Here is a 25,358-nt window from a genome sequence, read left to right as displayed (position 1 = left end):
CCTGAAATCTTTGGTGGTGATAGGTGGACTTGAACCACCGACCCCAGCATTATGAGTGCTGTGCTCTAACCAACTGAGCTATATCACCGCAACGGCAAGTATTATCCGGCGTGAGTGGCTGCCTGTCAAGATCGTGGGCGCGTGCGGGTCACAAATAGTCGGCGCGCATGTCATTTCTCCAACACCGCAAGGTGCGCCAGCATCGCGCCGGCCGGATCCGGCCCCAGGCAATCGATGACGATCCGGTCCGGCATCGCGCGCAGCCACGTGATCTGGCGCTTGGCCAGCTGGCGCGTGGCGATGATGCCCGTCTCGCGCAGCGTGGTGCGGTCGATGCGCCCGTCGAGGTAATCCCAGGCCTGGCGGTAGCCCACGCAGCGGATCGATGGCAGCAGCGGCGACAGGTCGCCCCGCGCCCGCAGCCGCGCCACCTCCGCCACCAGGCCGGTGTCGTCGCGCGTGCCCAGCATCGCATCGAAACGCTGCGCGATGCGCTTGTGCAGCACGGCGCGCGCGTCGGTCTCGAGGCCGAACGAGACCAGCCTGAACGGCAGCACGGGCTTGGTGCGCAGCGCCAGCAGTGCCGACATCGGCTTGCCGGTCAGTTCGATGATTTCCAGCGCGCGGTTGATGCGCTGGGCATCGTTCGGCGCGAGCCGCTCGGCGGTAATCGGGTCGAGCGCGCGCAGCTTGTCGTGCATGCCGGGCCAGCCGATGCGCGCGGCTTCGGCGTCGAGCGCAGCGCGCAGCGCCACGTCGGCGGTCGGCAAGTCGTCCAGCCCCTCGACCAGGCCCTTGAAGTACATCATCGTGCCGCCCACCAGCAGGGGCAGCGCGCCGCGCGCCGTGATCTCGGCCACCAGGCGGATCGCATCGTTGCGAAATTGCATGACCGAATACGCATCGAGCGGATCGAGGATGTCGATCAGGTGGTGCGGCACCGCGGCCAGTTCATCCGGCGTGGGCTTGGCGGTGCCGATGTCCATCTCGCGATAGACCAGGGCCGAATCGACCGAGATGATTTCGACGGGGCGTGTTTGCGCGATGCGCAGGGCGGCGGCGGTCTTGCCGGAGGCAGTCGGGCCCATGATGGCCACGGCCAGCGGTGTGTTCATGGTAACCATCACTGACCGCGCAAGAACAGCTTGTCAAGCGCGGCGATCTCGAGCTGCACCCAGGTCGGGCGGCCGTGGTTGCACTGGTCGGCGCGCTCGGTGCTTTCCATCTGGCGCAGCAGCGCATTCATTTCGGGCGCGGACAGGATGCGGTTGGCGCGCACCGCCGTGTGGCAGGCCAGGGTGCCCAGCAGCTCGTTGCGCCGTTCGATCAGCACGCGCGAGCCGCCGAACTCGCGCACATCGCGCAGCACATCGCGCGCCAGCGTTTGCGCATCGGCGTTCTTGAGCAGCGTCGGCACGCTGCGCACTGCCAGCGTCGTCGGCGACAGGGCCGCGATATCGAAGCCCAGCGTTGCCAGCGTCTCCGCATGCTCGTGCACGGTGGCGACCTCCATCGCGTCGGCGTAGAACGTCACCGGGATCAGGAGCGCCTGCACCTGCATTTCCTGGCCCTGGGCCTGGGCATCCAGCGCATTCTTGATCTGCTCGTACAGGATGCGCTCGTGCGCCGCGTGCATGTCGATCAGCACCAGGCCGCGCGTGTTCTGCGCCAGGATGTAGATGCCGTGCAGCTGGGCCAGCGCGAAGCCGAGCGGGAAGTCGTCGTTCGACAGCGGCTTGTCGGCTGCTGTCATGGGCACCGGGACCGCGGCCGTACTGGCCGCATCGGATGCGAACAGCGCGCCGTAGGATTCAAGGCGTTGGGCCACGCCCCCGCCGGTGGCCGCATCGTCCCAGCGGCTGCCTGCTGCGTACGGCGATGGCGAGAAGGTCTGCGTGAGCTGCGCGCCGAACGAGGTCTGCTCGTGCGCGCGCTGCTGCTGCGACGGCGACTGCGACAACTGCCAGAGCGGCGTGCCGCTCGGGCGCACCTCGGCCGCCGTCATCGGTCCCGGCACGCTGCCGTGCGCGGTGGCCGAGGTCTGCGCCAGCGTGCGCTGCACCGCGTGAAACACGAACTGGTGCACCGCGCGGCTGTCGCGAAAGCGCACCTCGGTCTTCGACGGGTGCACGTTGACGTCGACCAGTGCCGGGTCGAGGTCGAGCGAGAGCACGTAGGCCGGGAAGCGGTCGCCATGCAGCACGTCCTGGTAGGCGGCCTTGACCGCGTGCACCAGCACCTTGTCGCGCACGAAGCGCCCGTTCACGTAGAAGAACTGGCCGTCGGCGCGCGCCTTGGAGGCAGTCGGCAGGCCGACGTAGCCGTGCAGGTGCAGCGGCCCCGCCGCTTCGTCGAGCGCCAGGCGCGCTTCGGCGAAATCGTTGCCGAGGATGTGGGCGCTGCGCTTGGCCGCTTCGCTCACGTTCCAGTGGTCGATCGTGCGGCCGTTGTGCGACAGACTGAACGCGACGTCCGGGCGCGACAGCGCGATGCGGCGCACGACTTCGGCGCAGTGGGCGTATTCGGTCTGTTCGGACTTGAGGAACTTGCGCCGCGCCGGCGTGTTGAAGTACAGGTCTTGCACATCGATCGTGGTGCCGCACGCGCCCGACGATGGCGCCACCACGCCCTCGTGCGAGCCGACGATCTCGAACGCATGCGCGGCGTCGGCCGTGCGCGAGGTCACGCGCACCGACGCGACCGAGGCAATCGAGGCCAGCGCCTCGCCGCGAAAGCCCAGCGTGCCCACGTTTTCCAGGTCGCTCAGCGAGGCGATCTTCGACGTCGCGTGGCGCGACAGTGCGAGGGGCAACTGCTCGGGCGCGATGCCGCGGCCGTTGTCGGTGATGGCGATGCGCTTGACGCCGCCTTCTTCCAGGCGGATCGTGATGGTCGTCGAACCGGCGTCGAGCGCGTTTTCCAGCAGTTCCTTGACGACGGCCGAGGGCCGCTCGACCACTTCGCCGGCGGCGATCTGCGAGATGAGCTGGTCGGGAAGCTGCTGGATGGGACGAATGGTCGGGGCAGGGGCGTTCATCCGCAGATTATAGCCCGCCCAAAAAGAGCCGGAACGTCCCCGGCTGCATTTGCGTCACCGCCCCGGTGGCGTCAAGGCTGCTCGCGCACGGGAATCGGCACGTTGCACAGGTCGATCGCGCCGGCGGCGACCTTGCTCCACGGCCCGCCGCGATTGCGCTGGGCATCAATCACGGCCTGGAAGGCAGCGCTGTCCGAACGCATGACTTCGAGCTTGCTGCGCTCCGCAGGCGGCATGTCGGCCGCCATGCGCACGCTGGCGATTGGCGTGCGCTGTTCGGCCTTCTCGTAGAATCCTGCGGCGCCGGTCCCGCGCGGCATGACGGTGAGCAGCGGCATGCCGGCCACGATGCGGCCCACGACCGTGATGTTGCGGTCGAGATGGCGCGGCGCGTGGCCGATCACCGTGTAGAGCTGCGAGCCGTTGCCGGTATCGGCGCCGTTGTCGCGCGCCACGCCGATCATCGCGTAGCAGTGCGGCAGCCAGGTCTGCCGGGTCGCCGGATTGCGCGCGACGGGAAAACCATCGACGTGGCCGACCTGCGGCGCGTAGACATCGCGTTCTTTCAGGCGCGTGAAGGCGTCGTTCTTGGTGTACGGCACGGTGAATTCGGCGGCGACGGTCTTGGCGGCCTTGAACGGACGCGGTTTTTCTTCATCTGGATCACCCCATTGCACGACGAAGCCGTCCTGCGCGCGCATCACCCACAAGCCGTCGAAGTAACGCTCGCGCACCAGCGCGCGGATATTGGCAACCGTGTTGGGCGCGAAGCGGGGCGCGAGTTCGATGACGACGCGGCCTGTTGGCAGCTCGATGTACATCGTGTTCTCTGGGTCGAGCGCGCGCCACTCGGCCGCTTTGGAGGCCTTGACGACATCGGCCACCGTCAGCCTGGGCGGCAATTCCTGCTCGGCCTTGGCTGCTCCGACATGCGCGCTGGCCACGGACAGCAGCGCGCACAGTGCAGCGCCGACGGTTGTGTGGATCGTGTTCTTTTTTGATGACGCTGCCTGCATCTGCTCTCCCTGTCGCGGCGGCGCCGCCTTTATAAGTATCAGGCAATTGTAATCGAGGGCAATGCGCGTGGGGCGGGTGATGCAAGGATGGCACGAGGTGTTGTTGCGCAGGCCAGCAAACCCGCTTATCCGGCGAATTAAGTCCCCATGTTGCCGGGGCGCACTCAAGTTACAGGCGCTGAGTCCGATAAAGGAGGGAGAGAATCAAACTATCCGAAAATCACATGCGTAACCTGATCGCACTATGTACGTTGGGCCTGGTCACTGCCCTGGCGCAGGCGAACGAACCGACACCGAAGAGCGCCAAGCCTGTGGCCGAGCCGGCCAAGCCTGCGATCGCGTCGATCCGGCCGAATCTCAAGCCGGCCGTCCCTGCGGCTGCGGCTGCGTCCGCGAAATCCGAAGAGGATACCGAGGTCGACCTGTCGGTACGCATCGCCGAAAAGCTGGCCGAGCTGCGCGCCAAGCAGGCGCTGCGCGCCGAAGAAGCCGCGCGCGCCCGCAAGGCCGCCGAGGCGCGTCGCAAGAAGGAAGCTGCGATGGTGGCGGCCGTGGCCGTCGAAGCGGCAAAACCGAAAAACGGCACGCACTGGAGTTATGACGGCGAGTTCGGTCCCGAGAACTGGTCGAAGATCAATACCGCGTGGGCAGCCTGCAATGCCGGCAATCGCCAGTCGCCGATCGACCTGCGCGACGGCATCAAGGTCAACCTCGAGCAGATCACGTTCGACTATCAGCCGAGTTCGTTCAACGAGATCGACAATGGCCACACGGTGCAAGTCAATGTCGCGGGCGGGAACTTTCTGACCGTGGGCAGCACCACCTACGAGCTGCAGCAGTTTCACTTTCACCGGCCGGGCGAGGAACGCATCAATGGCCGCGGCACCGAGATGGTGGTGCACATGGTGCACAAGAGCTACGACAACAAGATCGCCGTGCTGGCGGTGCTGCTCGAGCGTGGCGACGCCAATCCGATGATTCAGACCGTGTGGAATAACCTGCCGCTGGAAAAGCTGACGACCGTGACGCCGTCGATCGTGCTGAACGTGAACGAGATCCTGCCGGCGCGGCGTGACTACTTCACGTACATGGGCTCGCTCAGCGAGCCGCCCTGTACCGAGAACGTGCTGTGGATCGTCATGAAGCAAGCGATGACGGCCTCGCCCCAGCAGATGGCCCTGTTCTCGCGGCTGTATCCGTACAATGCGCGGCCTGTGCAGCCGAGCAATGGGCGGATGATCAAAGAGTCGATGTAACTGCGCAATGTAACGGCGCTCAGCTGACCCGGTAGCGGCCTTCCCAGGCCGCATCGGGTTCGAGCTGCACCGGCGTCAGCTGCGCCGGCTCGATGCAGACGAATCGCTGGTATTCGTCGTCTTCCATGTCGGCCAGTGCGGCCGTGTCGGCTGCGCCCGGATTCCAGACCACCGCATCGGAAAAGCCTTCCTGTTCAAGTGTCAGCACGCGCGCCCAGGTGCCCAGGAAAATGGTGTCGTCGACCTGTTCATACACCACGTCGAGCTTGTCGGCGATCGACAGCGTGCCCGCCTCGAGCCCTTCGATGCGCACGTCGGCCAGGTGCGGCACCAGGTGGTAGCTGTGCAGCGCGGCCGCGAACGGGAACGCTGCTTCGCCCGTATTGCGCACATTCAAGGCCATGGTCAGTTCATTGGCGCGCACGGCCACGCGCAGCTGCAGCGCGAACCGGTGCGGCCACGCGCCCGCCAGCGCTGTCGACAGATCGGCCTCGTTCAGGCCAAACACGGCCCACGCCGCGCCATCCTCGACGCCGCTGTCTTCCAGGCGCCAGGTGGACACGCGCGCAAAGCCATGGCGCAAGCCGTCGCCCTGTTCGGCGAACTGCGGAAAGATCACCGGCACGCCGCCACGGATCGCGCGGCTGCCGTCGAGCGCCGAGCGGGCGCTCAGGAACACGCGCTCCCCGCCATCGGCCCCGTGCCACGAGACCAGGTGCGCGCCGTACAGCGTAACGACGGCGCTGGCGCCGTCGGGCGCCGTGATGCGGATCGCGGGCAGCTGCCCGAAAGTGATGTGGTCCATGTCAGGTCTGGCGGCTCTTGGCCATCGGCGGGTTGTCGGCGAAATAACGGCGGATGCCGTTCGTGATGGCGTTGGCCAGTTGATCCTGGTAGCCGTTGTCGTTCAGGCGCGCCTCTTCTTGCGGGTTCGAGATGAACGCTGTCTCGACCAGGATCGATGGAATGTCCGGCGCCTTGAGCACGGCAAAGCCGGCCTGCTCGACCGACGCCTTGTGCAGCCGGTTGATGCCGCCGATTTCGCGCAGCACGGCCTTGCCGAGCTTGAGGCTGTCGGTGATCTGCGCCGTTGTCGACAGGTCGAACAGCACGCTCGCAAGCTGCTTGTCGGCGCTGCCGCCGGCCAGGTTCACGCCGCCCACGAGGTCGGCCCGGTTCTGGTCATCGGCCAGCCAGCGCGCGGCGCTGGAACTGGCGCCCTTTTCGGACAGCACGAACACCGACGAACCGCGCGCGGTGGGCGAGACCCAGGCGTCGGCATGGATCGAGACGAACAGGTCGGCCTGCACCTTGCGCGCCTTTTGCACGCGGGTATTGAGCGGCACGAAAAAGTCGCCATCACGGGTGAGCATCACGCGCGTGTTGGGCAATTGTTCGAGCTTGGTCTTGAGGCGCTTGGCCACTGCGAGCACGATGTCTTTTTCGCGGCTGCCGTTGGCGCCGATCGCGCCAGGGTCTTCGCCGCCGTGGCCCGGGTCGAGCGCGATGGTGACCATGCGCGCCACTTTCTGGGACGGGCGCGCACCGGCCCTGCCGGGCGTGGGCTGCACTGCCTGGGCCGGCGGTGTGCCACGCAGGCCCGAAATCTCGGCTTCGAGCCGGGCAATGGCGTCCGGCGCGGCGTTTGGCTGGGTACGCGGCGCCGCTGGCGGCGGGGTCGGGATCTGCACCGGCGGCGTGGTGGCGACGATGGCGCCTGCTGCTGCCGCGGCAGTACCGGGGCCGACAGCGCCGGACGGCGGCAGCACGGTGGCAGGCATCGTGGCGCCCGGCGGGCCGGATACCGGGTCGCCCAGCGCCGGCGTGCCGGCAGCCACGGTCTTGGTCGGGCCGGTGCTCCATTCGCCGCTTTCGATCATCGCCGCGATCGGGTCGACCGGCGTGACCGGGTACAGGTCGAAGATCAGGCGGTGCTGGTAGCCGGCCACGGGCGCGAGCGTAAACACCTGCGGCTTGACCTCGGCCTTCAGGTCGAACACCAGGCGCACGACGTTCGGCCGGTTCTGGCCCACGCGCACCTGCTTGATGTACGGGTCGTTCGATTCGATCTTGGCCACCAGACTCTTGAGCGTGGGGCTCAGGCCCAGGCCGTCGATGTCGACGACCAGGCGCGGCGGATCGGGAATCAGGAAATGCTCGGTCTTGAGGTCGGTATCGTTTTCGAGCGTGACGCGGGTGTACTCGGGCGCGGGCCAGACACGCACCGCCAGGATCTGGTTGGCGCTGGCGGGCAGGGGCGCGACGACGGACAGCAGCAGCGTCCCGCCGGCCTTGAGCATGACGCGGCGGCGTGCAAAGGGCGTAGTTACTGGTGCGGCGGGAGGAAAGCGAGACGATCGAGGCATAGCAGGCCTAATTCAGACAACGCTTGCAATTCTACAGCACGGCCGTTTCCGCTGACGCTCAGCAGTAAACGGATGTCCGGCGGCGGTAACACGGGCTCGCCTTTTTCGGGCCACTCGACGATGCAGACATTGTGGCCGTCGAAATCTTCGCGAAAGCCGGCGTCCAGGAATTCTTCCGGACTCGACATGCGATACAGATCGTAGTGGATCACGCTCAGCGGTTGATGGTCAAGCTTCACGTTGTATGGCTCCGACAGCGTGTAGGTCGGGCTTTTGACCGTGCCCATGTGGCCCAGCGCGCGTAGCAGGGCGCGGGTGAGGGCGGTCTTGCCGGCGCCCAGGTCGCCGTGCAGATAGATGACGAGGCCCGGCGCCAGCGCGCGGGCCAGCGCGCCGCCTAGTGCGTTTGTGGCCGACTCGTCCGGCAAATAGTGGTGCAAGTGCGCTTTGATGGGCTGCATGGCATAAAATAGCGTGTTGTGCTGCATTCTTTTCTTGTGGTGTTCCCACCCTGGTATGACCCATTCCCCAACCGCATCCGTCGACCTGCCCGAGCTTGCACGCGCCATCAAGGGATGGGGCGTGGGGCTGGGCTTTGCCGACGTGCGCATTGCCGATGTCGACCTGGGGCACCTGGAAGCGGGCCTGCAAGCCTGGCTGGATGCGGGTTACCACGGCGAGATGGATTATATGGCAACCCACGGCATGAAGCGTGCGCGGCCGGCCGAACTCGTGCCCGGGACCGTGCGCGCGATCGTGGTGCGGATGGATTACCTGCCGACCGGGCGTCCGGGCGATTGGCGCGCCGGGGAACGCCTGCGCCAGGCTGACCCGAACGCGGCCGTCGTGTCGGTGTATGCGCGGGGCCGCGACTATCACAAGGTGCTGCGCAACCGGCTGCAGGCGCTGGCCGAGAAAATCCAGGCGCACATCGGGCCGTTCGGGTTTCGCGTGTTCACCGATTCGGCGCCCGTGATGGAATTGCCGCTGGCCGAAAAAGCGGGCCTGGGCTGGCGCGGCAAGCACACGCTGCTGCTGTCGCGCGCAGCCGGCTCGACCTTCTTCATCGGCGAGATCCTGATCGACCTGCCGCTGCCAGTCGACCCGCCCACCGGCAAGCATTGCGGCGGCTGTACGGCCTGCATCGACATGTGCCCGACCGGTGCGATCCTGGGCCCGGGCAAGCTCGACGCGCGGCGCTGCATCTCGTACCTGACGATCGAGCTGAAAAGCAGTATCCCCGAAGAGCTGCGCCCGCTGATCGGCAACCGCATCTACGGCTGCGACGATTGCCAGGTGGCGTGCCCGTGGAACAAGTTCGCGCAGCGGGCGCAGGTGCCCGATTTCGACGAGAGAAATGGCTTGGGCGAGGGCGATCTGGTGGGCCTGTTTGCCTGGGAAGAAGCGGAATTCAACCGGCGAATGGAAGGCAGTCCGATCCGGCGCATCGGGCACGAGCGCTGGTTGCGCAATCTGGCGGTGGGACTGGGCAATGCTGCGGAGCAGTTGCCCGGCGATGCGGCCATCGTGGCGGCGCTGCAAGCGCGCGCGGATCATCCATCCGAGCTGGTGCGCGAGCACGTGGCGTGGGCGCTGGCGCGCCACGGCGCCCAGGCCCATCCGGCCACCTAAACGTCGATGCGTTTCAGGCGCAAGGCCGACCAGTCGCCATCGATCGAAATCATGGCCACGCCGGTGATGCCATGTTCTTTGGCATAGGCATTGATCGAATCACGGTTGATGTCGGTCGCCTTCGACGCCGTCTGCTTGAGGTAGGCGATCCAGAGCGAGCCCGTGGCGCCCAGCTGTTGTTTGGCGACCGGCAGGTAGTGCTCGAGGTCGTTCTGACCCATGCAAAACATCAGGATGACGTCGAACGGTCCGCTACCGGTTTTGACGATGTCGGCCGGCATCTGCGCCGTCACCGTCGGATTGGCTTGGCCATTGAGCACGAGCATCGATTTCGCCGTGCGTAAAAACATCTTGTCTGCAACTGTCTTTTCGTTCATGCGCGTTTCCTGAAAGAGCCTGTGCATCGCGGCGCCCTGGCCGCGGCGCGTTCAGACATTATTTTAGGCGCAGTCAACGTTAAATAGAGACTCGCTTTGAACTGAAGAGCAGTCCAGTGGTCCAACCCTGTCCCCAGCGTCAGGAGTCGATCATGAAAGCGCCACGTTTCAAGGGCTGGTTTGCAAAACTGCCTTCGCTGAACCAACCCCAGCGCCGGCAAGTGCTTGACGCCCTGCATCCTGCAGCCGGGCTCGATCAGGTAGTCGCGCTCATCACGGAGGTCAGAGATCCACGCCGCTGCTGTCCCAGATGCGGCAACGCATGCTGCTACCGGCACGGGTTCGCCAACGATTTGCAGCGCTACCGCTGCTGCGCTTGCGGCCGCACCTTTAATGACCTGACCGGCACGCCGCTGGCGCGGCTCAGGCATAAGGCCAAATGGCTCGCCTATTCGCAGGTGCTGCTCGATTCACTGCCCGTGCGCAAGGCGGCAGATCGGGTCGGCGTACACCGCAACACCGCCTTTCGCTGGCGCCACCGCTTCCTGCATTGGGTCAAGCTCGACCGGCCCGCAGTCCTTAACGGCATCGTCGAGGCTGACGAAACATTCCTGCTCGAATCACAAAAAGGTTCGCGCACGCTCGATCGGCCACCGCGCCACCGTGGCGGCCATGCGGTCAAACGGGGCATTTCCAGCGAACTCGACTGCATCCTGGTCGCGCGCGACCGCGAGGGACGCACGGTCGATGCCGTCACTGGCCGCGGGGCCCTCACGGCTGCGCAACTCGCCCGTGACTTGCTACCCAGGCTGGATCGGCAGGCGTTGCTGGTCAGTGACAGCCATGCCGCCTACCGGGCCTTTGCACGCAAGCACAGGATCGCGCATGAGACGGTCAATGTGCGCGCAGGTGTGCGTGTGAGGCGTCAGGGCAGCCTTGCCATCCATGTGCAGAACGTGAACGCTTACCACCACCGCTTCAAGGCCTGGTTACAGGGCTTCCATGGCGTCGCGTCGCGCTACCTGCCCAATTACCTGGGCTGGCGTTGGGCTTTGGATGGCCAGCGGATCATTTCGCCAGAACAATTGCTCCGCATTGCCATCAGCGTCATCAACAGATAATGCTGACTGCGCCTTATTTTACAAGGCTTGCTGCGGACCGTTCAGACCCTTGACGCGCGGAAAATGAAGACAATGTGAAGGCAGCGCGGCTGCGCCGCCGGTATTTACTTGAGCAAGCCGGCCAGTTCGACCGCCGTCTTGACCTGCATCTTGTCGAAAATATGGGCCCGGTGTACCTCGACCGTGCGCATGCTGATGCCGAGCTTGTCGGCCACGACCTTGTTCATCATGCCGGCCAGGATCAGGTCGAGCACTTCGCGTTCGCGCGTCGACAGGGTTGCCAGCCGCCCCTGCACCGCAGCGGACGTGGCCGCCTTGCGCGAGGCGGCGAGCGCTTCTTCCACGCGGTCCATCAAGACATTGTCGTTGAACGGTTTCTCGAAGAAATCAAAGGCGCCGCGCTTGAGGGAGTCGACCGCCATCGGCACCTCGCCGTGGCCGGTCAGAAAAATCACCGGCAGGCGCGGCAGCAGGCCGCGGCCGATCAACTGGTCGAACACGGCAATGCCGTTCATGCCGGGCATGCGCACGTCGAGCAGCACGCAGTCGCCGCTGCCGTCGAGATCCTTGATGACGTCGAGAAATTCCTGGCCGCCGGCATAGCTGCGCACGTTGAGGCCGCGCGATTGCGCCAGCCAGGCGAGCGAATCACGTATGACTTCTTCGTCGTCGACGATGTGCAGCATGGGGGTCTCCGTAATAGTCGGGCAGGGCGCCGCAGCGCGATTCTAGCCGACCGTCCGACTCCCTGCCTGCGCGGGTAGCGAAAACGTGAACACGGTGCCCCCGGGCGGATAGGGCGCGTGGCTCAGGGTGCCGCCATGGAACTCGATCGCCGTACGGCAAATCGACAGCCCCATGCCCATGCCTTCGGCCTTGGTCGAATAGAACGGCGAAAATAGCCGCTCGGCCACTTCGGGCGAAATGCCGTGGCCGCGGTCGATCACCGAGACGGCCACCTGATCGTCTATGTGCGCGGCCTCGATACGCAGCACGCGCTGGTCCGGCACGGTGTCCTGCATGGCCTGGATGCCGTTGCGCGTGAGGTTGAGCAGCACCTGCTCGAGCAGTACGCGGTCGGCCAGCACCGGGGGCAAGCCCGGCGGCAAGTGCACGCGCAGTACCACGCCAGCCTGACGTGCCTGCAATTCGATCAGCGCATGCACGCTGGCAATCACGCTGCGGATCGTCAGTTCCTGGCGCAGCGGCTCCCTTTTCTTGACGAACTCGTGCACGCTGCGGATGATCTGGCCGGCGCGCTGGGCTTGCTGACGCGCCTGTTCCAGTGCGTGGCGCAGCATGCCGGGCTTGACCTCCTGGCCAGCGCCGGCGGCGCGGTCGAGCATGTTGAGAGCGCCGACCGTGTAGCTCGAGATGGCGGCCAGCGGCTGGTTCAGCTCGTGCGCCAGCATCGACGACAGTTCCCCCATCGTTGCCAGGCGCGCGCTGGCCTGCAGCTTTTCTTCCTGCTGGCGATTGAGTTCTTCGACGCGCTTTCGGTCGGTGATGTCGAGCACCGAACTCATCCAGCCGGTATGGCGCCCGTCGACATCGACCAGCGGCGACTCGAACACCAGCACCGGCACGCGCACGTCGTCGGGCCGCTGGAACACGGTCTCGAACTGCGGCGTGACCTTGCCCGACAGGATGCCCTGGAAGCGGTCCTCGTATTCGGCCATCGCTTCCGGCGCCCAGTACGCCATCGGGGGTTTCTTGCCGATCAATTCTTCTTGCGACAGGCCGACGATCTGGCAAAAAGCCCGGTTCACGTAGGTCACGCGGCCTTCGAGGTCGCGCGCGCGCAAGCCCGTGATCAGCGAGTTTTCCATGGCCGTGCGAAACGCCATTTGCTGGCGCAGCGCGGCCTCGGCCGCCAGCGTGCGCGAGATGTGGCGCCATAGCGCAGCCAGGCTCATCAACAATCCGAGCGCCAGCACGATCACCGAGCCGACCAGCAGGTTGGGCAGCAGTTGCGGCGCGCGCTTGACGCTGTTGGTCGACAGCACCAGTTGGGCGCCGGGCAGGTCGAGCTCGCGCTGGTGGGTGTACACGTTGCGGCCCGGACCGCCCGAGGCGCGCCGCGCCACCGGCAGCTCGTTGCGGTCGAGCAGGGTCAGCGCATTGTCTTGCGCGAACCACCACGGCACCGTTTCATCGAGCAGCACTTGCAGGCTGTAGGTCGCCACCAGGCTGCCGGCAAACTGGCCACTGCGAAACAGCGGCAGGTAGTAATCGATCACGCCATGGGTGGACGCCGTGGCGCCGTATGGCACGCTGTAGCGGCCGCGCCGGATCGAGCGCGCCATCTCGCCGGCCAGCACGGTGGCGGACGGCAGGCCGGCGGCGGGCAGGTCGCTGCCGTGGATGGCTTGCTGGACGCCGGCGGCATCGCTCCAGACCACGCGCACCAGCTCGGGGCCATTGGTGAACATTTGCCGGAAGCGCGCCGTCAGCTTGGCTGGCGGCAGCGGGGCGACGACGAGGTCGGCGCCCAGGGCGGCCAGCGCTTCTTCGCTGCGCGCCAGTTCGAAGCGCAGCGTCTGCTCCACCCACAGCGTATCGGCAATCAATTGCTCTTGCCGATCGTTGCTTTCCATCTGGCGCGCCTGCCATGGCAGCCAGATCAGCACCGCCAGGAACAGCAGGACCAGCATGATCGGCACCATCCAGCGCAGGAAGCGCCAGCCGCGCGAGCGCGCGCGCGGCTCGGGCTCGGCGTCCAGGTCGGGCGTCGACCCAGGCTGGATGAATGGAAATTTCATGCAAGGTCCTGTTGTGGTTAAACTGTCGGGCGCACCGTCGCGATGGCGGCAGTGCGGCATCCGCCAGTGTACCGTTTCATCAGGAAGAATCGAACCGTCATGCAACTCAATTCCCTGCCCGTGCGCGCGCTGTGCGCCGCATTGGCCGCAGCCGCCAGTATGAATGCCTGGGCACAAGGGCCGATCGTGATCAAGTTCAGTCACGTGGTGGCGCCCGACACGCCCAAGGGCCGCGCCGCCGAGCGCTTCAAGGCGCTGGCCGAGCAAATGACGCGCGGCCAGGTCAGGGTGGAAGTCTATCCAAACAGCCAGTTGTACAAGGACCGCGAAGAGCTCGAGGCGTTGCAACTGGGCGCCGTGCAGATGCTGGCGCCGTCGCTGGCCAAGTTTTCGCCGCTGGGCGTGCGCGAATTCGAAGCGTTTGACCTGCCGTATATTTTCCCGGACAAGGCGGCGCTGTACAAGGTGACGGAAGGGCGCATCGGGCGCGAACTGCTGCGCAAGCTCGAGCCGAAGGGCATCACCGGCCTGGCCTTCTGGGACAATGGTTTCAAGGTCATGTCGGCCAATCAGCCCCTGATCGCGCTGAAGGATTTCGACGGCGTGCGCATGCGCATCCAGGCGTCCATGGTGCTCGATGCGCAGATGCGTGCGCTGGGCGCGCAGCCAATGGTGCTGGCGTTTTCCGAAGCCGCGCCGGCGCTGCGTGATGGCGTGGTGGAGGGCACGGAAAACACGCCGTCGAACATGTACACCCAGCGCATGCACGAAACGCAAAAACACCTGACCGTGTCGAACCACGGTTACCTGGGCTACGCCGTGATCGTCAACAAGAAATTCTGGGACGGCTTGCCCGCGGCGACCCGCACGATCCTGGCACGGGCAATGCGCGAAGCGACCGTGTACGAAAAGCAGATTGCCCAGCGCGCCAACGACGAGTCGATGGAAAAAATCCGTCAGTCGGGCACGACCGTGATCCATACACTCAATCCGGCGCAGCAGGCCGAGTGGCGCCGTGCACTGCAGCCGGTGTACGGTCAGATGGAAAGCCGTATCGGCAAGGAGACCGTGCATGCTATCCTGCGCGAGGTGGCACGGTGAACGTCAGTTCCTGGTCACTAAGTCATTTTGTTTATAAGTAAAACAATTTTCTGTTTTTGTGACCTAAAAGATACGTTTTCTATAAGCATTTGCGTTATCATGGCGCTCATACGCACTGAAGTGGTGCGGCGAAGGGCCAGTAACAAGCAGTACAGGTTTTGGGGGAGCATTGATATAAGAACGGTATTCGTACCGGAGAATATTCGAGGAGACACCACGTTTTACAGAAGTCGTTGGCACTGCCAAACGACCGGAGACGTGACCCGAATTGGAGCGCACCTGATGGTGCGCTTTTTTTTCGCCTGTTTTTCGTTTCCTGATACCAAACGACTGGCCGCGCACTCGCTGCGGCGAGTAAGATGCCTGGGTGCCTGCCAGCGGGATGGTCCCGTTGCCGCGCACTGCCAACCGTCGCCATGAAGCCAGATCGTGCCTCCCTGCTGTTCAACGCCATCGTGCCGGCGCCCTTCGGCGCGCTGGGCATCCGCACGGAAGACAACAAGGTGTGCGAGCTGGTTTACCTGCCGCCATCGTTTGCCGAAAAAAGCGCCGACAACGCGCTTGCCGACCGGGCAGCGCAGCAGGTCGCGCAGTATCTGCAGGATCCCGATCTCGTGTTCGATCTGCCGCTGCTCGAGGCCGGCACCGAATTCCAGCGCAAGGTCTGGCAACACATCCACGCGATCCCGCGTGGCGCCGTACACACCTACGGGCACGTGGCGCGCGTGATCGGCTCGGCCCCGCGCGCCGTCGGCCAGGCCTGCGGCGCCAACCGGTTCCCGCTCGTGATCCCGTGCCACCGTGTTACCGCCACCGGCGGCCTGGGCGGCTTCGCCAATCAGGACGACGAAAACGGCTTTCACCTGTCGGTGAAACGCTGGTTGCTGCGCCACGAAGGCGCCACCGCAAGCCCATGGCAACAGCAGTCGATCTTTCCCTGATCGACGAGTTCTGTGACACGCTCTGGCTCGAACAGGGCCTGGCCAAGAACTCGCTCGATGCTTACCGGCGCGATATGCGCCTGTTCGCCACCTGGCTGCACGCGCGCGAGCCCGAGCGCGGCCTGCTGGCCGTCGGCGCGGACGACCTGGCCGCCTATTTTGCCGAGCGCCATCCCGATTCGCGCCCCAGTACGGCCAACCGCCGGCTGTCGGTGCTCAAGCGCTTCTATGGTCTGGCGCTGCGCCGCAACCGCATCGCCGTCGATCCCTGCCTGAAGATGGCATCGGCGCGCCAGCCGACCCGTTTCGTGCACACGGTGAACGAAAGCCAGGTCGAGGCGCTGCTTGGTGCGCCGGACGTGGCAACGCCGCTGGGCCTGCGCGAACGCACGATGCTCGAGCTGATGTATGCCAGCGGCTTGCGGGTGTCGGAACTGGTGGCCCTGAAACTGGTCGAAGTGAGCTTGAACGATGGGGTGCTGCGGGTGACGGGCAAGGGCAGCAAGACGCGCCTGGTGCCCTTCGGCGAAGAAGCGCGGCGCTGGCTCGAGCGCTACCTGAAGGATGCGCGCGGCATCATCCTCAATGGCCAGATGGACGACGCCCTGTTCGTGACAAGCCGCGGCGGCCCGATGACGCGCCAGATGTTCTGGATCCTGATCAAGAAGCACGCAAAGAAAGCCGGCATCACCGGGCCGCTGTCTCCGCACACGCTGCGCCACGCATTCGCCACGCACTTGCTCAACCATGGCGCCGATCTGCGCGTTGTGCAACTGCTGCTGGGCCACGCCGATATCTCGACCACCCAGATCTATACCCATGTGGCGCGCGAACGACTCAAGCGCCTGCACACCGAGCACCATCCCCGCGGTTAGCGTTAAGGCAAGCCGGGATCGGCGCGGTAGTCCATAATGGCCGGTCAGGACGGTAGCCCTACCGCTCCATCATATCGAGGTGACTATGGCACGGAATAATTTTCAATACGAAAAACGGCAACGGGAACTCGACAAGAAGCGCAAGGCCGACGACAAGGCCAAGCGCAAGCTCGAACCAAAGAATGAAGTCGATGCCGACGGCAACGTCATCGTGCAGGACAGCGACAGCGACAGCGACAACGACAACGTCAATGAAGACGCAGTGCCAGCGGCTCTGCCTTCCAGCCCGGCCTGACCTCGTCGTTGAACTAACAGCAGCAATTGCGGTCTGAGCCATGTGAATGCGACCAGCTGTCAGCTGGCTGCCAGACCTGGCGGCAGGGTGGGTTGTTCTCCCTGCCGGCCCGCCGTTTGCCACCTGGCAAACCAGGCGCGTTTCGCAGCATGCCAATGACAGGCTCGTCTTCCTGATAATTGCCGCTGGCTGAGAGAAAGGCGCTGCCGTGAGCGAACTGGATCCAGACTCTCCCGATCGTCCGCCACCCAGGCAAGCCGTGCTTGACAAGCTACCTCCTGCGCAGGGCGCGTCGGCCGCCATCAATCCAGCGGGCGACGGCGCCGGGCGCGTGGCACAAGTCTTCGGCTGGCTCCATCACTTCGTCACGGCCCTCGAGCTGGCGCCGGCGGTCGCCGTGCATTCGATGGACCGTAGCGGCACCATTCGTTTCTGGAACCACGCCAGCGAAGAACTGTACGGCATTGCTGCCACCGACGCCGTTGGTCGTGCATTTCGCGACATGGTGCTTCACCTCGATCGCCAGAGCGAATTCGAAGACGTCATCGCCACCATCTGGCGTACCGGCCAGGCGCCGCAGGCGGGCGACTGGCTGGTGCAGTCGACGGCCGGCCGCCGCCACTGGGTCTATTCCTGCCACTATCCCGTCATGCACGACGACCTGATGCACGAAGTCTTCTGCATGGAAATCGACATCACGGTGCGCAAAGAGGCCGAAAGCAGTCTCGCGCAGGCCGCGCAGGTGTTCCAGAATGCGCGCGATGCCATCATCATGATGGATGCCCAGTACCGCGTACTCGCCGTCAACAGCGCCTTCACCAGCATCACTGGCCATGCGCCCGAGCAGATCATCGGCTTTCCATTTGCCAGCCTCGGCTGGGGCGTCGATGACGGCTTCTACGAGCGCATCTGGGCCGAACTCGAAGGCACCGACCACTGGGAAGGCGAACTGGCCAGCGCGCGCAGCAACGGTGAGCGCTATCCGGTACGCGTCACGCTCACGGCCATTCGCGATGCGCATGGCGACGTCTCGAGCTATATGGCGATGCTGTCCGACATCAGCGAGCGCAAGCGCATCGAAGAGCAGGTGCGCCACCAGGCCGAGCACGACGCGCTCACGGGCCTGCCCAACCGGATTCTGTTCCTGGACCGGCTGCACCAGGCGCTGGCCACCTGGCGGCGCCAGGGCAACCGCTGCGCCGTCATGTTCCTCGACCTCGACAAGTTCAAGGCGATCAACGACACCCACGGCCACCAGGCCGGCGACGTCGTCCTGCGCGAAGTGGCAGCGCGGGTATGTGCGTGCGTGCGCCAGGTCGACACCATCAGCCGCTTGGGCGGCGACGAGTTCGTGGTGCTGCTGTCAGACATCAAGGGCGCCGACCAGGCGGCCCACGTGGCCGTCGCCCTCCCCGAGGCTGTGGCGCGGCCCATCGACGTTGGCGGGAAGGAAGTGACCCTGTCGGCATCGGTCGGCATCGCGTTGTGTCCCGACGATGGTGCCGACGTCGAAACCCTGCTGCACCATGCCGATGTGGCGATGTACCACGCCAAGCAGAACGGGCGCGGCACCTTCCGCTTTTTCAGTCCCGCCATGAACGCCCACGTGATCGCGCGCGTCGAGCTTGAAAACCGCTTGCGCCAGGCGCTCGACAGCAAGGAGTTCCTGTTGCAATACCAGCCTGAAATCGAAGTGGCGACCGGGCGCGTGACGTCGGTCGAAGCCTTGCTGCGCTGGCGCCATCCGCAACGGGGGCTGTTGTTGCCGCACGACTTCCTGCCGGTGGCCGAAGACTCCGGGCTGATCGTCCCGATCGGCGAATGGGTGCTGCGCGCAGCGTGTCGGCGCGCGCGCGCGTGGCGCCATGCCGGGGCGGCCGTCACGGTGGCGGTCAACCTGTCCGACGTCCAGCTGGCCCATGACGGCTTGCTGCCGGCAATCGACGCCGCACTCGAGAACGCCGGTCTGCCGCCGGAAGCGCTCGAACTCGAGATCGCCGAAGACGCGCTGATCCGGGGCGAGCCGGCGTTTGGCGCCACGGCGCTGGCGCTGCGCGCACGCGGTGTGCAGCTGAGTGTCGACCGTTTCGGTACTGGCCTGTCGAGCCTGGAAGCATTGCGGCGCTTTCCTCTCGCCAAACTGAAGATCGATCGCAGCTACGTCGGCGACGTGGGGCACGATCCGGTGCATGCCGCCATGGTGCCGGCCATCATTGCGGTGGCGCGCAGCCTGCAGCTACGGGTGGTGGGGGAGGGGGTGGAGACTGCCGAGCAGCTCGATTTTCTGCGCCGGCATGGGTGCGACGATTACCAGGGGTTTTATGCCAGCGCGGCCAGTACATGGCCAAACCTGACGCCGTATCGGACCTGGTAGCGACGGGCCTGGTGCTGCGGCCCTAGTCAAACAGCCGGATCCTGGCCAGCACCTGCCCATGGTCCGACGCTTCCGGCAACGCCAGGTTCAGGTGATCGTTCAGATACACCACATCAATGACTTCGCCGATCGCATCGGCCAATGCCGGATTGAATTCGGGCGACACCAGGATGTGGTCGATCGTCGAATGGCGCGTGTCGTGCAGGATCGAAAACCCCACATGGCGCTGGTGATCGAGGCGGCGCTGCACCTGGCTCGCGTCATACAGGCGCTCGGCCAGCGGCGTGCCCGCACCCAGCACGATTTCGGTCGTCACCGAATCGGCCACGTCGTTGAAGTCGCCCAGCACGATGCGCGGGCGGCGGTTGGTGCGCGCCATATCGGTCAGCAGCACGCGCAGCGCGGTGGCTTCGGTGCCGCGCCGGATCAGCGAGCGCAGGCAAGCCAGCGCGTACAGGTGCGGATCGGCCCCACTGTCGTTCGAGCGGTAATCGGGGCGGCGCGACTTGAGGTGCACCACGACGATGTCGATCACCACGCCCGAGGGCGCAATCACGCCCGCATGCAGCGGGGCGCGCGTGAAACGGTCCGGGTCGCGGCTGCCGGGTGGCATCGTGACATTGGCCGGAAACTTGCCCAGCTCGGTACCGGGCTCGGCCAGCGGCAGGCGCGAGACCAGGGCCACGCTGGGCGTCAGACGCGTCGCGCCCGGGTCGGGATCGAAGCCGATGTGGTGCGCGTCGCGATAGCGCTGCGTGCGCCGCAAGACTTCCGCCAGCACGCTCTGCGAGAAAATTTCCTGGAAGCCGATCACGTCGGCGTTGATCAGGTCGAGCTGGTGCGCCGTCCAGTCCAGCTTGGCTTCGTATTCGTCAGCCGTGGTGGGCGCGAGATTGTCGTACAAGCGTGCGCCAGGCGGTGCCAGATTGAAAGTATTGAAGGTGGCAAACCGAAGTTCTTCCTGCATAATAGAAACCCCTATTGTTCGTCTTTAGCGTAACACGCATGGCCAAGAAAGAGCACGTCTCCGAGACTCCCGCCACCCAATTCCTGCGCAAGCATGGCGTCGTGTTTTCCGAGCATCCTTATGCGTACCAGGAGCATGGCGGTACATCGGTCTCGTCCAGTGCGCTGGGCGTGGCGGAGCATGACGTGGTCAAGACCCTGGTCATGCAGGATGAAGCCGCCAGGCCATTGATCGTGCTGATGCATGGCGATTGCAAGGTGTCGACCAAAAACCTGGCCCGGGCCATCCCCTGCAAGTCGGTCGAACCATGCAAGCCGGATGTGGCCCAGCGCCATTCAGGGTATCTGGTTGGTGGAACTTCGCCGTTCGGCATCCGCAAGGCGCTGCCGGTGTATGTCGAAGAAAGCATCCTGCAGCTCGAAAAAATCTACATCAACGGCGGGCGCCGCGGCTATCTGGTCGGCATCGATCCGCGCGTGCTGGTCGATGTACTGCAGGCGCGGCCGGTAGCATGCGCGATCGCGGAGTAGCTTCGCGGCACGCATACGATGGTGTATATTCACGCACCAATTTCCGGTAGAAAATGAGCCCGACACCGGCGCCCACGAAAGAGACACGATGAACACCCTGATTGCCACCATTGCCGCCTATCTGCTCGGTTCGATTTCCTTCGCGGTCGTGATGAGCCACGCGTTCGGCCTGTCCGACCCGCGCACGTATGGCTCGAAAAACCCGGGCGCCACCAATGTGCTGCGCAGCGGCAGCAAGAAAGCGGCAATTGCCACGCTGGTCGGCGACGCGGCCAAGGGCTGGCTGGCCGTCTGGCTGGCGGTGCGCTATGGCTACGATTATGGGCTGGACGATACCGGGATCGCGCTGGTGGCCATCGCCGTGTTCCTCGGCCACCTGTGGCCCGTGTTCTTTCGCTTTGTCGGCGGCAAGGGCGTGGCCACCGCGCTGGGCGTGCTGCTCGGCATCAATCCATGGTTGGGACTGGCGACGCTGGCCACCTGGGTGATCATCGCGTACGCGTTTCGCTACTCGTCGCTGGCCGCGCTGGTGGCAGCAGTATTCGCGCCGTTGTACTACGGCTTGCTGTTCGGCGTCGATGCTATTTTGTTGGCCGTGATCGTCATGAGCGCACTGCTGGTGTGGCGTCACCGCGGCAATATCGGCAACCTGATCGCGGGCAAGGAATCCAGGCTCGGCAGCAAGTCGAACGGGGCCGGCAAGGCAAAGTAAGGCAGCGTGCGCGCGTTTTTTACCGAGGCGTTACCATGGTTGGCAATAGCGGCACATTCGCGGCCGCGCCGGACAGAAAGGTAATACGCCGTGACCAAGCAACTCAGGATTGATTTCGTGTCGGACGTCTCGTGCCCATGGTGCGCAGTCGGTCTCAAATCCCTCGAACAGGCACTGTTGAACGTGGGCGACGACGTGCGCGTCGACCTGCATTTCCAGCCGTTCGAGCTGAACCCGAACATGCCGCCGGAAGGCCAGGACATCGTCGAGCACGTCACTGAAAAATATGGCGCCAGCCTCGAGCAGCAGGCATCCAGCCGCGAGATGATCCGCGAACGCGGCGCTGCGGTCGGCTTCACGTTCGACATGGAGCGGCGCGGCCGCATCTACAACACCTTCGACGCGCACCGCCTGCTGTCGTGGGCCGAAGATGAAGGCAAGCAGCGCCAGCTCAAGGTCGCACTGCTCGAAGCGTATTTCACCCGCTGCGAAGATCCGAGCAACCACGCCGTGCTGCTGCGCGCGGTCGAGAGCGTGGGGCTGGAGCGCGAGACGGCAGCACGCATCCTGGCGTCGGACGAGTACAAGGACGAAGTGCGCGAGCGCGAGCAGTTCTTTCTCAACGCCGGCATCAAGTCGGTGCCGGCCGTGATCATCAACCAGAAACACCTGATTTCGGGCGGCCAGCTGCCTGAAGTCTTCGAGCGCGCGCTGCGCGAGATTCCGGGCCTGGAAGCGCCGGCCGACGCCGTCGTCTAAGTCAGATCGAGGACCACCGGCTGGTGGTCCGATGCCGCTGTTTCTGACTGCACGTCCAGGGCAGTCAGGCGCGGCGCCAGATCGTCGGTCACGAAGAAATAATCGTAGCATTCAGGCCGCCCGGGCCACGGATACCCGTGCAGTCCGGTGGTCGGCGCACGCGCCATGTCGCCGTGCACCACGCGCCAGGCATCGACCAGCGCCATGGCGCTGCCTTCCGGCGCGGCCAGCAGCGCCGCGTAATCCGGCGCACCGGGCGCAAAATTGAAATCACCACACAGGATCGCCGAGCCGGGCCGAAAGCCCAGCTGGAACGGTGCGCCCAGGTTCGGATCGGGCTGGAACAGCAGTGCGCGTGCACTGGCCTCGGCGTGCAGTTCGCGGATGCGTTTGACCTGCGCCATGCGCTGCACGGGCGAATAATATTCGAGATGCGTCGTGAGCAGGCGCAGCTTGCCGCCAGGCGCTTCGACAACGGTTTCGAGCAGGCCGCGCGGCATGCCGGCAGCATGGTCGGGGTCGGCCGGCCACGGCAGCAGGTGGCGGTGCACTTGCGAGATGCGGTACTTGGACAGGATCAGGTTACCGAACAGGCGCGGGACATTGTTATGGTAAATCTCGCTCGGCGCGTGTTCCATAGCGTGGTAGCCGCCGAAGGCGCCGGCGAGTTGCTTGAACTGGTTGGCGCTGGCGCTGCCTTCGAGCTCGGGGTGATTGGCAGCCACCTCTTGCAGGCAAATGACATCGGGGTTCAACCGGCGCAGCACGTCGATCATCGCGTGAATGCGGATCCGACCGTCCTTGCCACAACCCCAATGTATATTCCAGCTGACTACGCGCATTGTTCACCTCCGTAAAACTTAATCGACGGATATTGCCACCGTTTGACGGGCAACGGTCACACCGTAGGATCGGTGTCAGACAGGCAAGTTCGATGCTGGCGGCAGTCTTTTTGTGGTGAGATGCCGCTGTGTTTTCAGGCCGCTTCGAGTTCATCGAGCGGCCAGCGCGGCCGCACATTGAACGCGTAATCGCGCTGCGCCAGCGCAGGGTTACGCTCGAGGCGCATCGCGCCGGCAAAGGCGATCATCGCGCCATTGTCGGTGCAAAATTCCAGCTCCGGGTAATAGACCTTGAACTTGCGCTTTGCCGCCGCCGCATTGAGCGACGCGCGCAATTGTTTGTTGGCGCCGACGCCGCCGGCGATCACCAGGCGGCTCAAGCCCGTGTGCTTCATGGCGCTCACGCACTTGGCGGTGAGCACGTCGACAATCGCATCGACAAAGCCGCGCGCGATATTGGCCTTGTCCTGCTGCGGGATATTCGCAATCACCTTTTCTTCGTGGTTCTTGACGACGGTAAGCACCGCCGTTTTCAGGCCCGAAAAGCTGAAGTTGAAGTCCTTGCTGTGCAACATCGGCCGCGGCAGTTTGTAGGCCGCTGGATCGCCACGCTCGGCCAGTTGCGAAATCGCCGGCCCGCCCGGATACCCCAGGCCCAGCAGCTTGGCCGATTTGTCGAACGCCTCGCCCGCGGCATCGTCCAGCGTTTCGCCCAGCAGCGTGTAACTGCCCACGCCATCGACGCGCATCAGCTGCGTGTGACCGCCCGAGACCAGCAGGGCGATGAACGGGAAGTCTGGGCGTTCCGAGGCCAGCAGCGGTGAGAGCAGGTGGCCTTCGAGGTGATGCACGCCCAGCACCGGCTTGTCGAGCGCGAGCGCCAGACTGCACGCCACCGACGAGCCGACCAGCAGCGCGCCGGCCAGGCCGGGGCCTTGCGTGTAAGCGATGGCGTCGATGTTCGACGCCGGCAGATTGGCGCGCTTGAGCACTTCGTCCAGCAGAGGAATGGCGCGCCGGATATGGTCGCGCGATGCCAGTTCGGGCACCACGCCACCATATTCTTCGTGCATTGCGACCTGCGAGTGCAGGGCGTGGGATAGCAGGCCGCGCTCGGTGTCATACAGAGCAAAGCCGGTTTCATCGCAGGAGGATTCGACGCCGAGAACGATCATGTGGAAAGCCAGGTAGATTGAGCGGAACCGGGCATTCTACCGCAGGGCCGGTGGCGGCGCCGCCCACCCTGCGGATGTTGCGCGGTTTCTTACGGACGCTGCAACAATTCCTTGTGCGCTTCACGCAGCATCGTTTCCGTTTCTTCCCAGCCGATGCAGCCGTCGGTCACCGAGCAGCCATAGGTCAGCTGCGACAGGTCGCTTGGAATCGACTGGCTGCCGCTGACGATGTTCGACTCGATCATCACGCCGACCAGCGACTTGTTGCCATGACGGATTTGCTGGATGACGTCGGACATGACCAGCGGTTGCAGCTCCGGCTTCTTGTAGCTGTTGGCGTGCGAGCAGTCGACGACCAGGTTGGCCGGCAGCTTGGCCTTGGTCAGCGCCTGTTCGGCAATGGCCACCGAGACCGAATCGTAGTTCGGCCGGCCGCCGCCGCCGCGCAGCACCACGTGGCCATAGGCGTTGCCGCTGGTGCGCACGATGGACACCGAGCCCTGGCCATTGATGCCCAGGAACGCGTGCGGGTTCGATGACGACAGCACCGCATTGATCGCGATGCTCACGTCGCCATCGGTGCCGTTCTTGAAGCCCACGGGCGTGGACAGGCCGGACGACATTTCGCGGTGCGTCTGCGATTCGGTCGTGCGCGCGCCGATGGCGGTCCAGGCGATCAGGTCGCCCAGGTATTGCGGCGAGATCGGGTCGAGTGCCTCGGTTGCGGTCGGCAAGCCCATCTCGCAGACGTCCAGCAAGAACTGACGCGCGCGCTCCATGCCGATCTCGACACGGAACGAATCGTCCATGAACGGGTCATTGATATAGCCCTTCCAGCCGGTGGTCGTGCGCGGCTTTTCAAAATACACGCGCATCACCAGCACCATCGTCTCGCTCACTTCATCCTGCAGCGCCTTGAGCCGGCGCGCATAGTCGAGGCCGGCTTCGGGGTCATGGATCGAGCACGGGCCCACGACGACGAACAGGCGCTTGTCCTTGCGGTCGAGGATATTGCGCAGCGTCTCGCGGCCCGCCATCACGGTGGCATAGGCGCGTTCGGTCAGCGGCAGGGTGGCATGCAGTTCGACCGGCGTTGGCATGCGGGCGAACGAGCTAACGTTGGTATTTTCGATTTGTGGCGTACTGGTCATGGTGCAATCTATATTCTTCTGGGGGGATGGATCAGTGTAAGCGGAAATTGCCGTATGTGCACATGCGCG

General features: G+C 64.9%; 24 protein-coding genes and 1 tRNA gene. 11 read left to right on the top strand and 14 right to left on the bottom strand.

Going from position 1 to position 25,358, the window contains the following annotated elements:
- Positions 1-11: 11 nt before the first annotated feature.
- From RCH14_RS19030 to RCH14_RS19015, 4 genes are all read right to left on the bottom strand, one after another.
- Positions 12-88: transfer RNA gene (locus RCH14_RS19030), tRNA-Met, on the bottom strand.
- An 82-nt stretch (positions 89-170) separates the two neighbouring features.
- Complete coding sequence (gene miaA, locus RCH14_RS19025; protein ID WP_343027669.1) at positions 171-1,115, bottom strand: tRNA (adenosine(37)-N6)-dimethylallyltransferase MiaA; 945 nt, start codon at positions 1,113-1,115, stop codon at positions 171-173.
- Between the two features lie 8 nt (positions 1,116-1,123).
- Complete coding sequence (mutL, locus tag RCH14_RS19020; protein ID WP_343027668.1) at positions 1,124-3,037, bottom strand: DNA mismatch repair endonuclease MutL; 1,914 nt, start codon at positions 3,035-3,037, stop codon at positions 1,124-1,126.
- Between the two features lie 71 nt (positions 3,038-3,108).
- A complete protein-coding gene (locus RCH14_RS19015) occupies positions 3,109-4,053 on the bottom strand; it encodes a peptidylprolyl isomerase (RefSeq protein ID WP_343027667.1) in 945 nt (314 codons plus the stop codon).
- A 224-nt stretch (positions 4,054-4,277) separates the two neighbouring features.
- Between RCH14_RS19015 and RCH14_RS19010 the strand changes: the two genes are divergently transcribed.
- Positions 4,278-5,309, top strand: coding sequence for a carbonic anhydrase family protein (locus tag RCH14_RS19010; RefSeq protein WP_343027666.1), 1,032 nt, complete (start codon positions 4,278-4,280; stop codon positions 5,307-5,309).
- A gap of 19 nt (positions 5,310-5,328) precedes the next feature.
- Here RCH14_RS19010 and RCH14_RS19005 read toward each other — a convergent pair whose 3' ends face one another.
- The 3 genes from RCH14_RS19005 to tsaE are packed head-to-tail and all read right to left on the bottom strand — an operon-like array spanning position 5,329 to position 8,136.
- Complete coding sequence (locus RCH14_RS19005) at positions 5,329-6,114, bottom strand: D-hexose-6-phosphate mutarotase (RefSeq protein WP_343027665.1); 786 nt, start codon at positions 6,112-6,114, stop codon at positions 5,329-5,331.
- Position 6,115: 1 nt separating this feature from the next.
- Complete coding sequence (locus RCH14_RS19000; RefSeq protein WP_343027664.1) at positions 6,116-7,675, bottom strand: N-acetylmuramoyl-L-alanine amidase; 1,560 nt, start codon at positions 7,673-7,675, stop codon at positions 6,116-6,118.
- Entirely contained in the window at positions 7,636-8,136 is a 501-nt protein-coding gene (gene tsaE, locus RCH14_RS18995; RefSeq protein WP_343027674.1) for a tRNA (adenosine(37)-N6)-threonylcarbamoyltransferase complex ATPase subunit type 1 TsaE, read from the bottom strand. The genes RCH14_RS19000 and tsaE overlap by 40 nt, the downstream gene beginning before the upstream one ends.
- Before the next feature lie 55 nt (positions 8,137-8,191).
- On the opposite strand from tsaE, the gene queG reads away from it, so the two are divergent.
- The gene (gene queG, locus RCH14_RS18990) at positions 8,192-9,307 is read left to right on the top strand and encodes a tRNA epoxyqueuosine(34) reductase QueG (RefSeq protein WP_343027663.1); all 1,116 of its coding nucleotides are present in this window, start codon (positions 8,192-8,194) and stop codon (positions 9,305-9,307) included.
- Here the strand turns inward: queG and RCH14_RS18985 are convergent.
- Positions 9,304-9,684 carry a DUF3052 family protein gene (locus RCH14_RS18985; protein ID WP_343027662.1) on the bottom strand — a complete coding sequence of 127 codons (381 nt, stop codon included), beginning with the start codon at positions 9,682-9,684 and terminating at the stop codon, positions 9,304-9,306. The two genes, queG and RCH14_RS18985, sit on opposite strands and share 4 nt — an antisense overlap.
- Before the next feature lie 152 nt (positions 9,685-9,836).
- On the opposite strand from RCH14_RS18985, the gene RCH14_RS18980 reads away from it, so the two are divergent.
- On the top strand, positions 9,837-10,805 hold the full coding sequence (locus RCH14_RS18980) for an IS1595 family transposase (protein WP_343027661.1): 969 nt from the start codon (positions 9,837-9,839) through the stop codon (positions 10,803-10,805).
- 104 nt (positions 10,806-10,909) lie between these two features.
- On the opposite strand, the gene RCH14_RS18975 is transcribed toward RCH14_RS18980, so the two are convergent.
- On the bottom strand, positions 10,910-11,491 hold the full coding sequence (locus RCH14_RS18975; protein WP_343027660.1) for a response regulator: 582 nt from the start codon (positions 11,489-11,491) through the stop codon (positions 10,910-10,912).
- Positions 11,492-11,533: 42 nt separating this feature from the next.
- The gene (locus tag RCH14_RS18970) at positions 11,534-13,567 is read right to left on the bottom strand and encodes a nitrogen regulation protein NR(II) (protein WP_407070093.1); all 2,034 of its coding nucleotides are present in this window, start codon (positions 13,565-13,567) and stop codon (positions 11,534-11,536) included.
- Between the two features lie 114 nt (positions 13,568-13,681).
- Between RCH14_RS18970 and RCH14_RS18965 the strand changes: the two genes are divergently transcribed.
- The 5 genes from RCH14_RS18965 (at position 13,682) to RCH14_RS18945 (ending at position 19,153) form a co-directional block, all read left to right on the top strand.
- Complete coding sequence (locus tag RCH14_RS18965; protein ID WP_407070095.1) at positions 13,682-14,668, top strand: TRAP transporter substrate-binding protein; 987 nt, start codon at positions 13,682-13,684, stop codon at positions 14,666-14,668.
- A 416-nt stretch (positions 14,669-15,084) separates the two neighbouring features.
- On the top strand, positions 15,085-15,609 hold the full coding sequence (locus tag RCH14_RS18960; RefSeq protein ID WP_343027658.1) for a methylated-DNA--[protein]-cysteine S-methyltransferase: 525 nt from the start codon (positions 15,085-15,087) through the stop codon (positions 15,607-15,609).
- The gene (xerD, locus tag RCH14_RS18955; protein ID WP_343027657.1) at positions 15,582-16,484 is read left to right on the top strand and encodes a site-specific tyrosine recombinase XerD; all 903 of its coding nucleotides are present in this window, start codon (positions 15,582-15,584) and stop codon (positions 16,482-16,484) included. The genes RCH14_RS18960 and xerD overlap by 28 nt, the downstream gene beginning before the upstream one ends.
- An 85-nt stretch (positions 16,485-16,569) precedes the next feature.
- Positions 16,570-16,779 carry a hypothetical protein gene (locus RCH14_RS18950; protein WP_343027656.1) on the top strand — a complete coding sequence of 70 codons (210 nt, stop codon included), beginning with the start codon at positions 16,570-16,572 and terminating at the stop codon, positions 16,777-16,779.
- Between the two features lie 208 nt (positions 16,780-16,987).
- Positions 16,988-19,153, top strand: coding sequence for an EAL domain-containing protein (locus RCH14_RS18945; protein ID WP_343027655.1), 2,166 nt, complete (start codon positions 16,988-16,990; stop codon positions 19,151-19,153).
- A 22-nt stretch (positions 19,154-19,175) separates the two neighbouring features.
- Here the strand turns inward: RCH14_RS18945 and RCH14_RS18940 are convergent, their stop codons facing one another.
- Positions 19,176-20,120, bottom strand: coding sequence for an endonuclease/exonuclease/phosphatase family protein (locus tag RCH14_RS18940; protein WP_343027654.1), 945 nt, complete (start codon positions 20,118-20,120; stop codon positions 19,176-19,178).
- A gap of 38 nt (positions 20,121-20,158) precedes the next feature.
- Here RCH14_RS18940 and RCH14_RS18935 point away from each other — a divergent pair, with 38 nt between their 5' ends.
- The 3 genes from RCH14_RS18935 to RCH14_RS18925 all read left to right on the top strand — a co-directional run bounded on the left by RCH14_RS18935 (position 20,159) and on the right by RCH14_RS18925 (position 22,121).
- Entirely contained in the window at positions 20,159-20,650 is a 492-nt protein-coding gene (locus tag RCH14_RS18935; protein ID WP_343027653.1) for an aminoacyl-tRNA deacylase, read from the top strand.
- Positions 20,651-20,738: 88 nt separating this feature from the next.
- The gene (gene plsY, locus RCH14_RS18930; protein WP_343027652.1) at positions 20,739-21,362 is read left to right on the top strand and encodes a glycerol-3-phosphate 1-O-acyltransferase PlsY; all 624 of its coding nucleotides are present in this window, start codon (positions 20,739-20,741) and stop codon (positions 21,360-21,362) included.
- A 90-nt stretch (positions 21,363-21,452) separates the two neighbouring features.
- A complete protein-coding gene (locus RCH14_RS18925; RefSeq protein ID WP_343027651.1) occupies positions 21,453-22,121 on the top strand; it encodes a DsbA family oxidoreductase in 669 nt (222 codons plus the stop codon).
- Here RCH14_RS18925 and RCH14_RS18920 read toward each other — a convergent pair.
- The 3 genes from RCH14_RS18920 to RCH14_RS18910 all read right to left on the bottom strand — a co-directional run bounded on the left by RCH14_RS18920 (position 22,118) and on the right by RCH14_RS18910 (position 25,289).
- Complete coding sequence (locus tag RCH14_RS18920) at positions 22,118-22,963, bottom strand: endonuclease/exonuclease/phosphatase family protein (RefSeq protein ID WP_343027650.1); 846 nt, start codon at positions 22,961-22,963, stop codon at positions 22,118-22,120. The genes RCH14_RS18925 and RCH14_RS18920 overlap by 4 nt on opposite strands.
- Positions 22,964-23,097: 134 nt before the next feature.
- Positions 23,098-24,138 (bottom strand): tRNA (adenosine(37)-N6)-threonylcarbamoyltransferase complex transferase subunit TsaD, encoded by a 1,041-nt coding sequence (tsaD, locus tag RCH14_RS18915; RefSeq protein WP_343027649.1) that lies wholly within the window; start codon positions 24,136-24,138, stop codon positions 23,098-23,100.
- A gap of 89 nt (positions 24,139-24,227) precedes the next feature.
- A complete protein-coding gene (locus RCH14_RS18910; RefSeq protein WP_343027648.1) occupies positions 24,228-25,289 on the bottom strand; it encodes a 3-deoxy-7-phosphoheptulonate synthase in 1,062 nt (353 codons plus the stop codon).
- Positions 25,290-25,358 lie beyond the last annotated feature (69 nt).

The sequence above is a fragment of the Massilia sp. MP_M2 genome (assembly GCF_039123635.1).
Taxonomy (GTDB): Bacteria; Pseudomonadota; Gammaproteobacteria; order Burkholderiales; family Burkholderiaceae_D; genus Telluria.
This window is presented reverse-complemented; position numbering and strand designations above follow the sequence as displayed.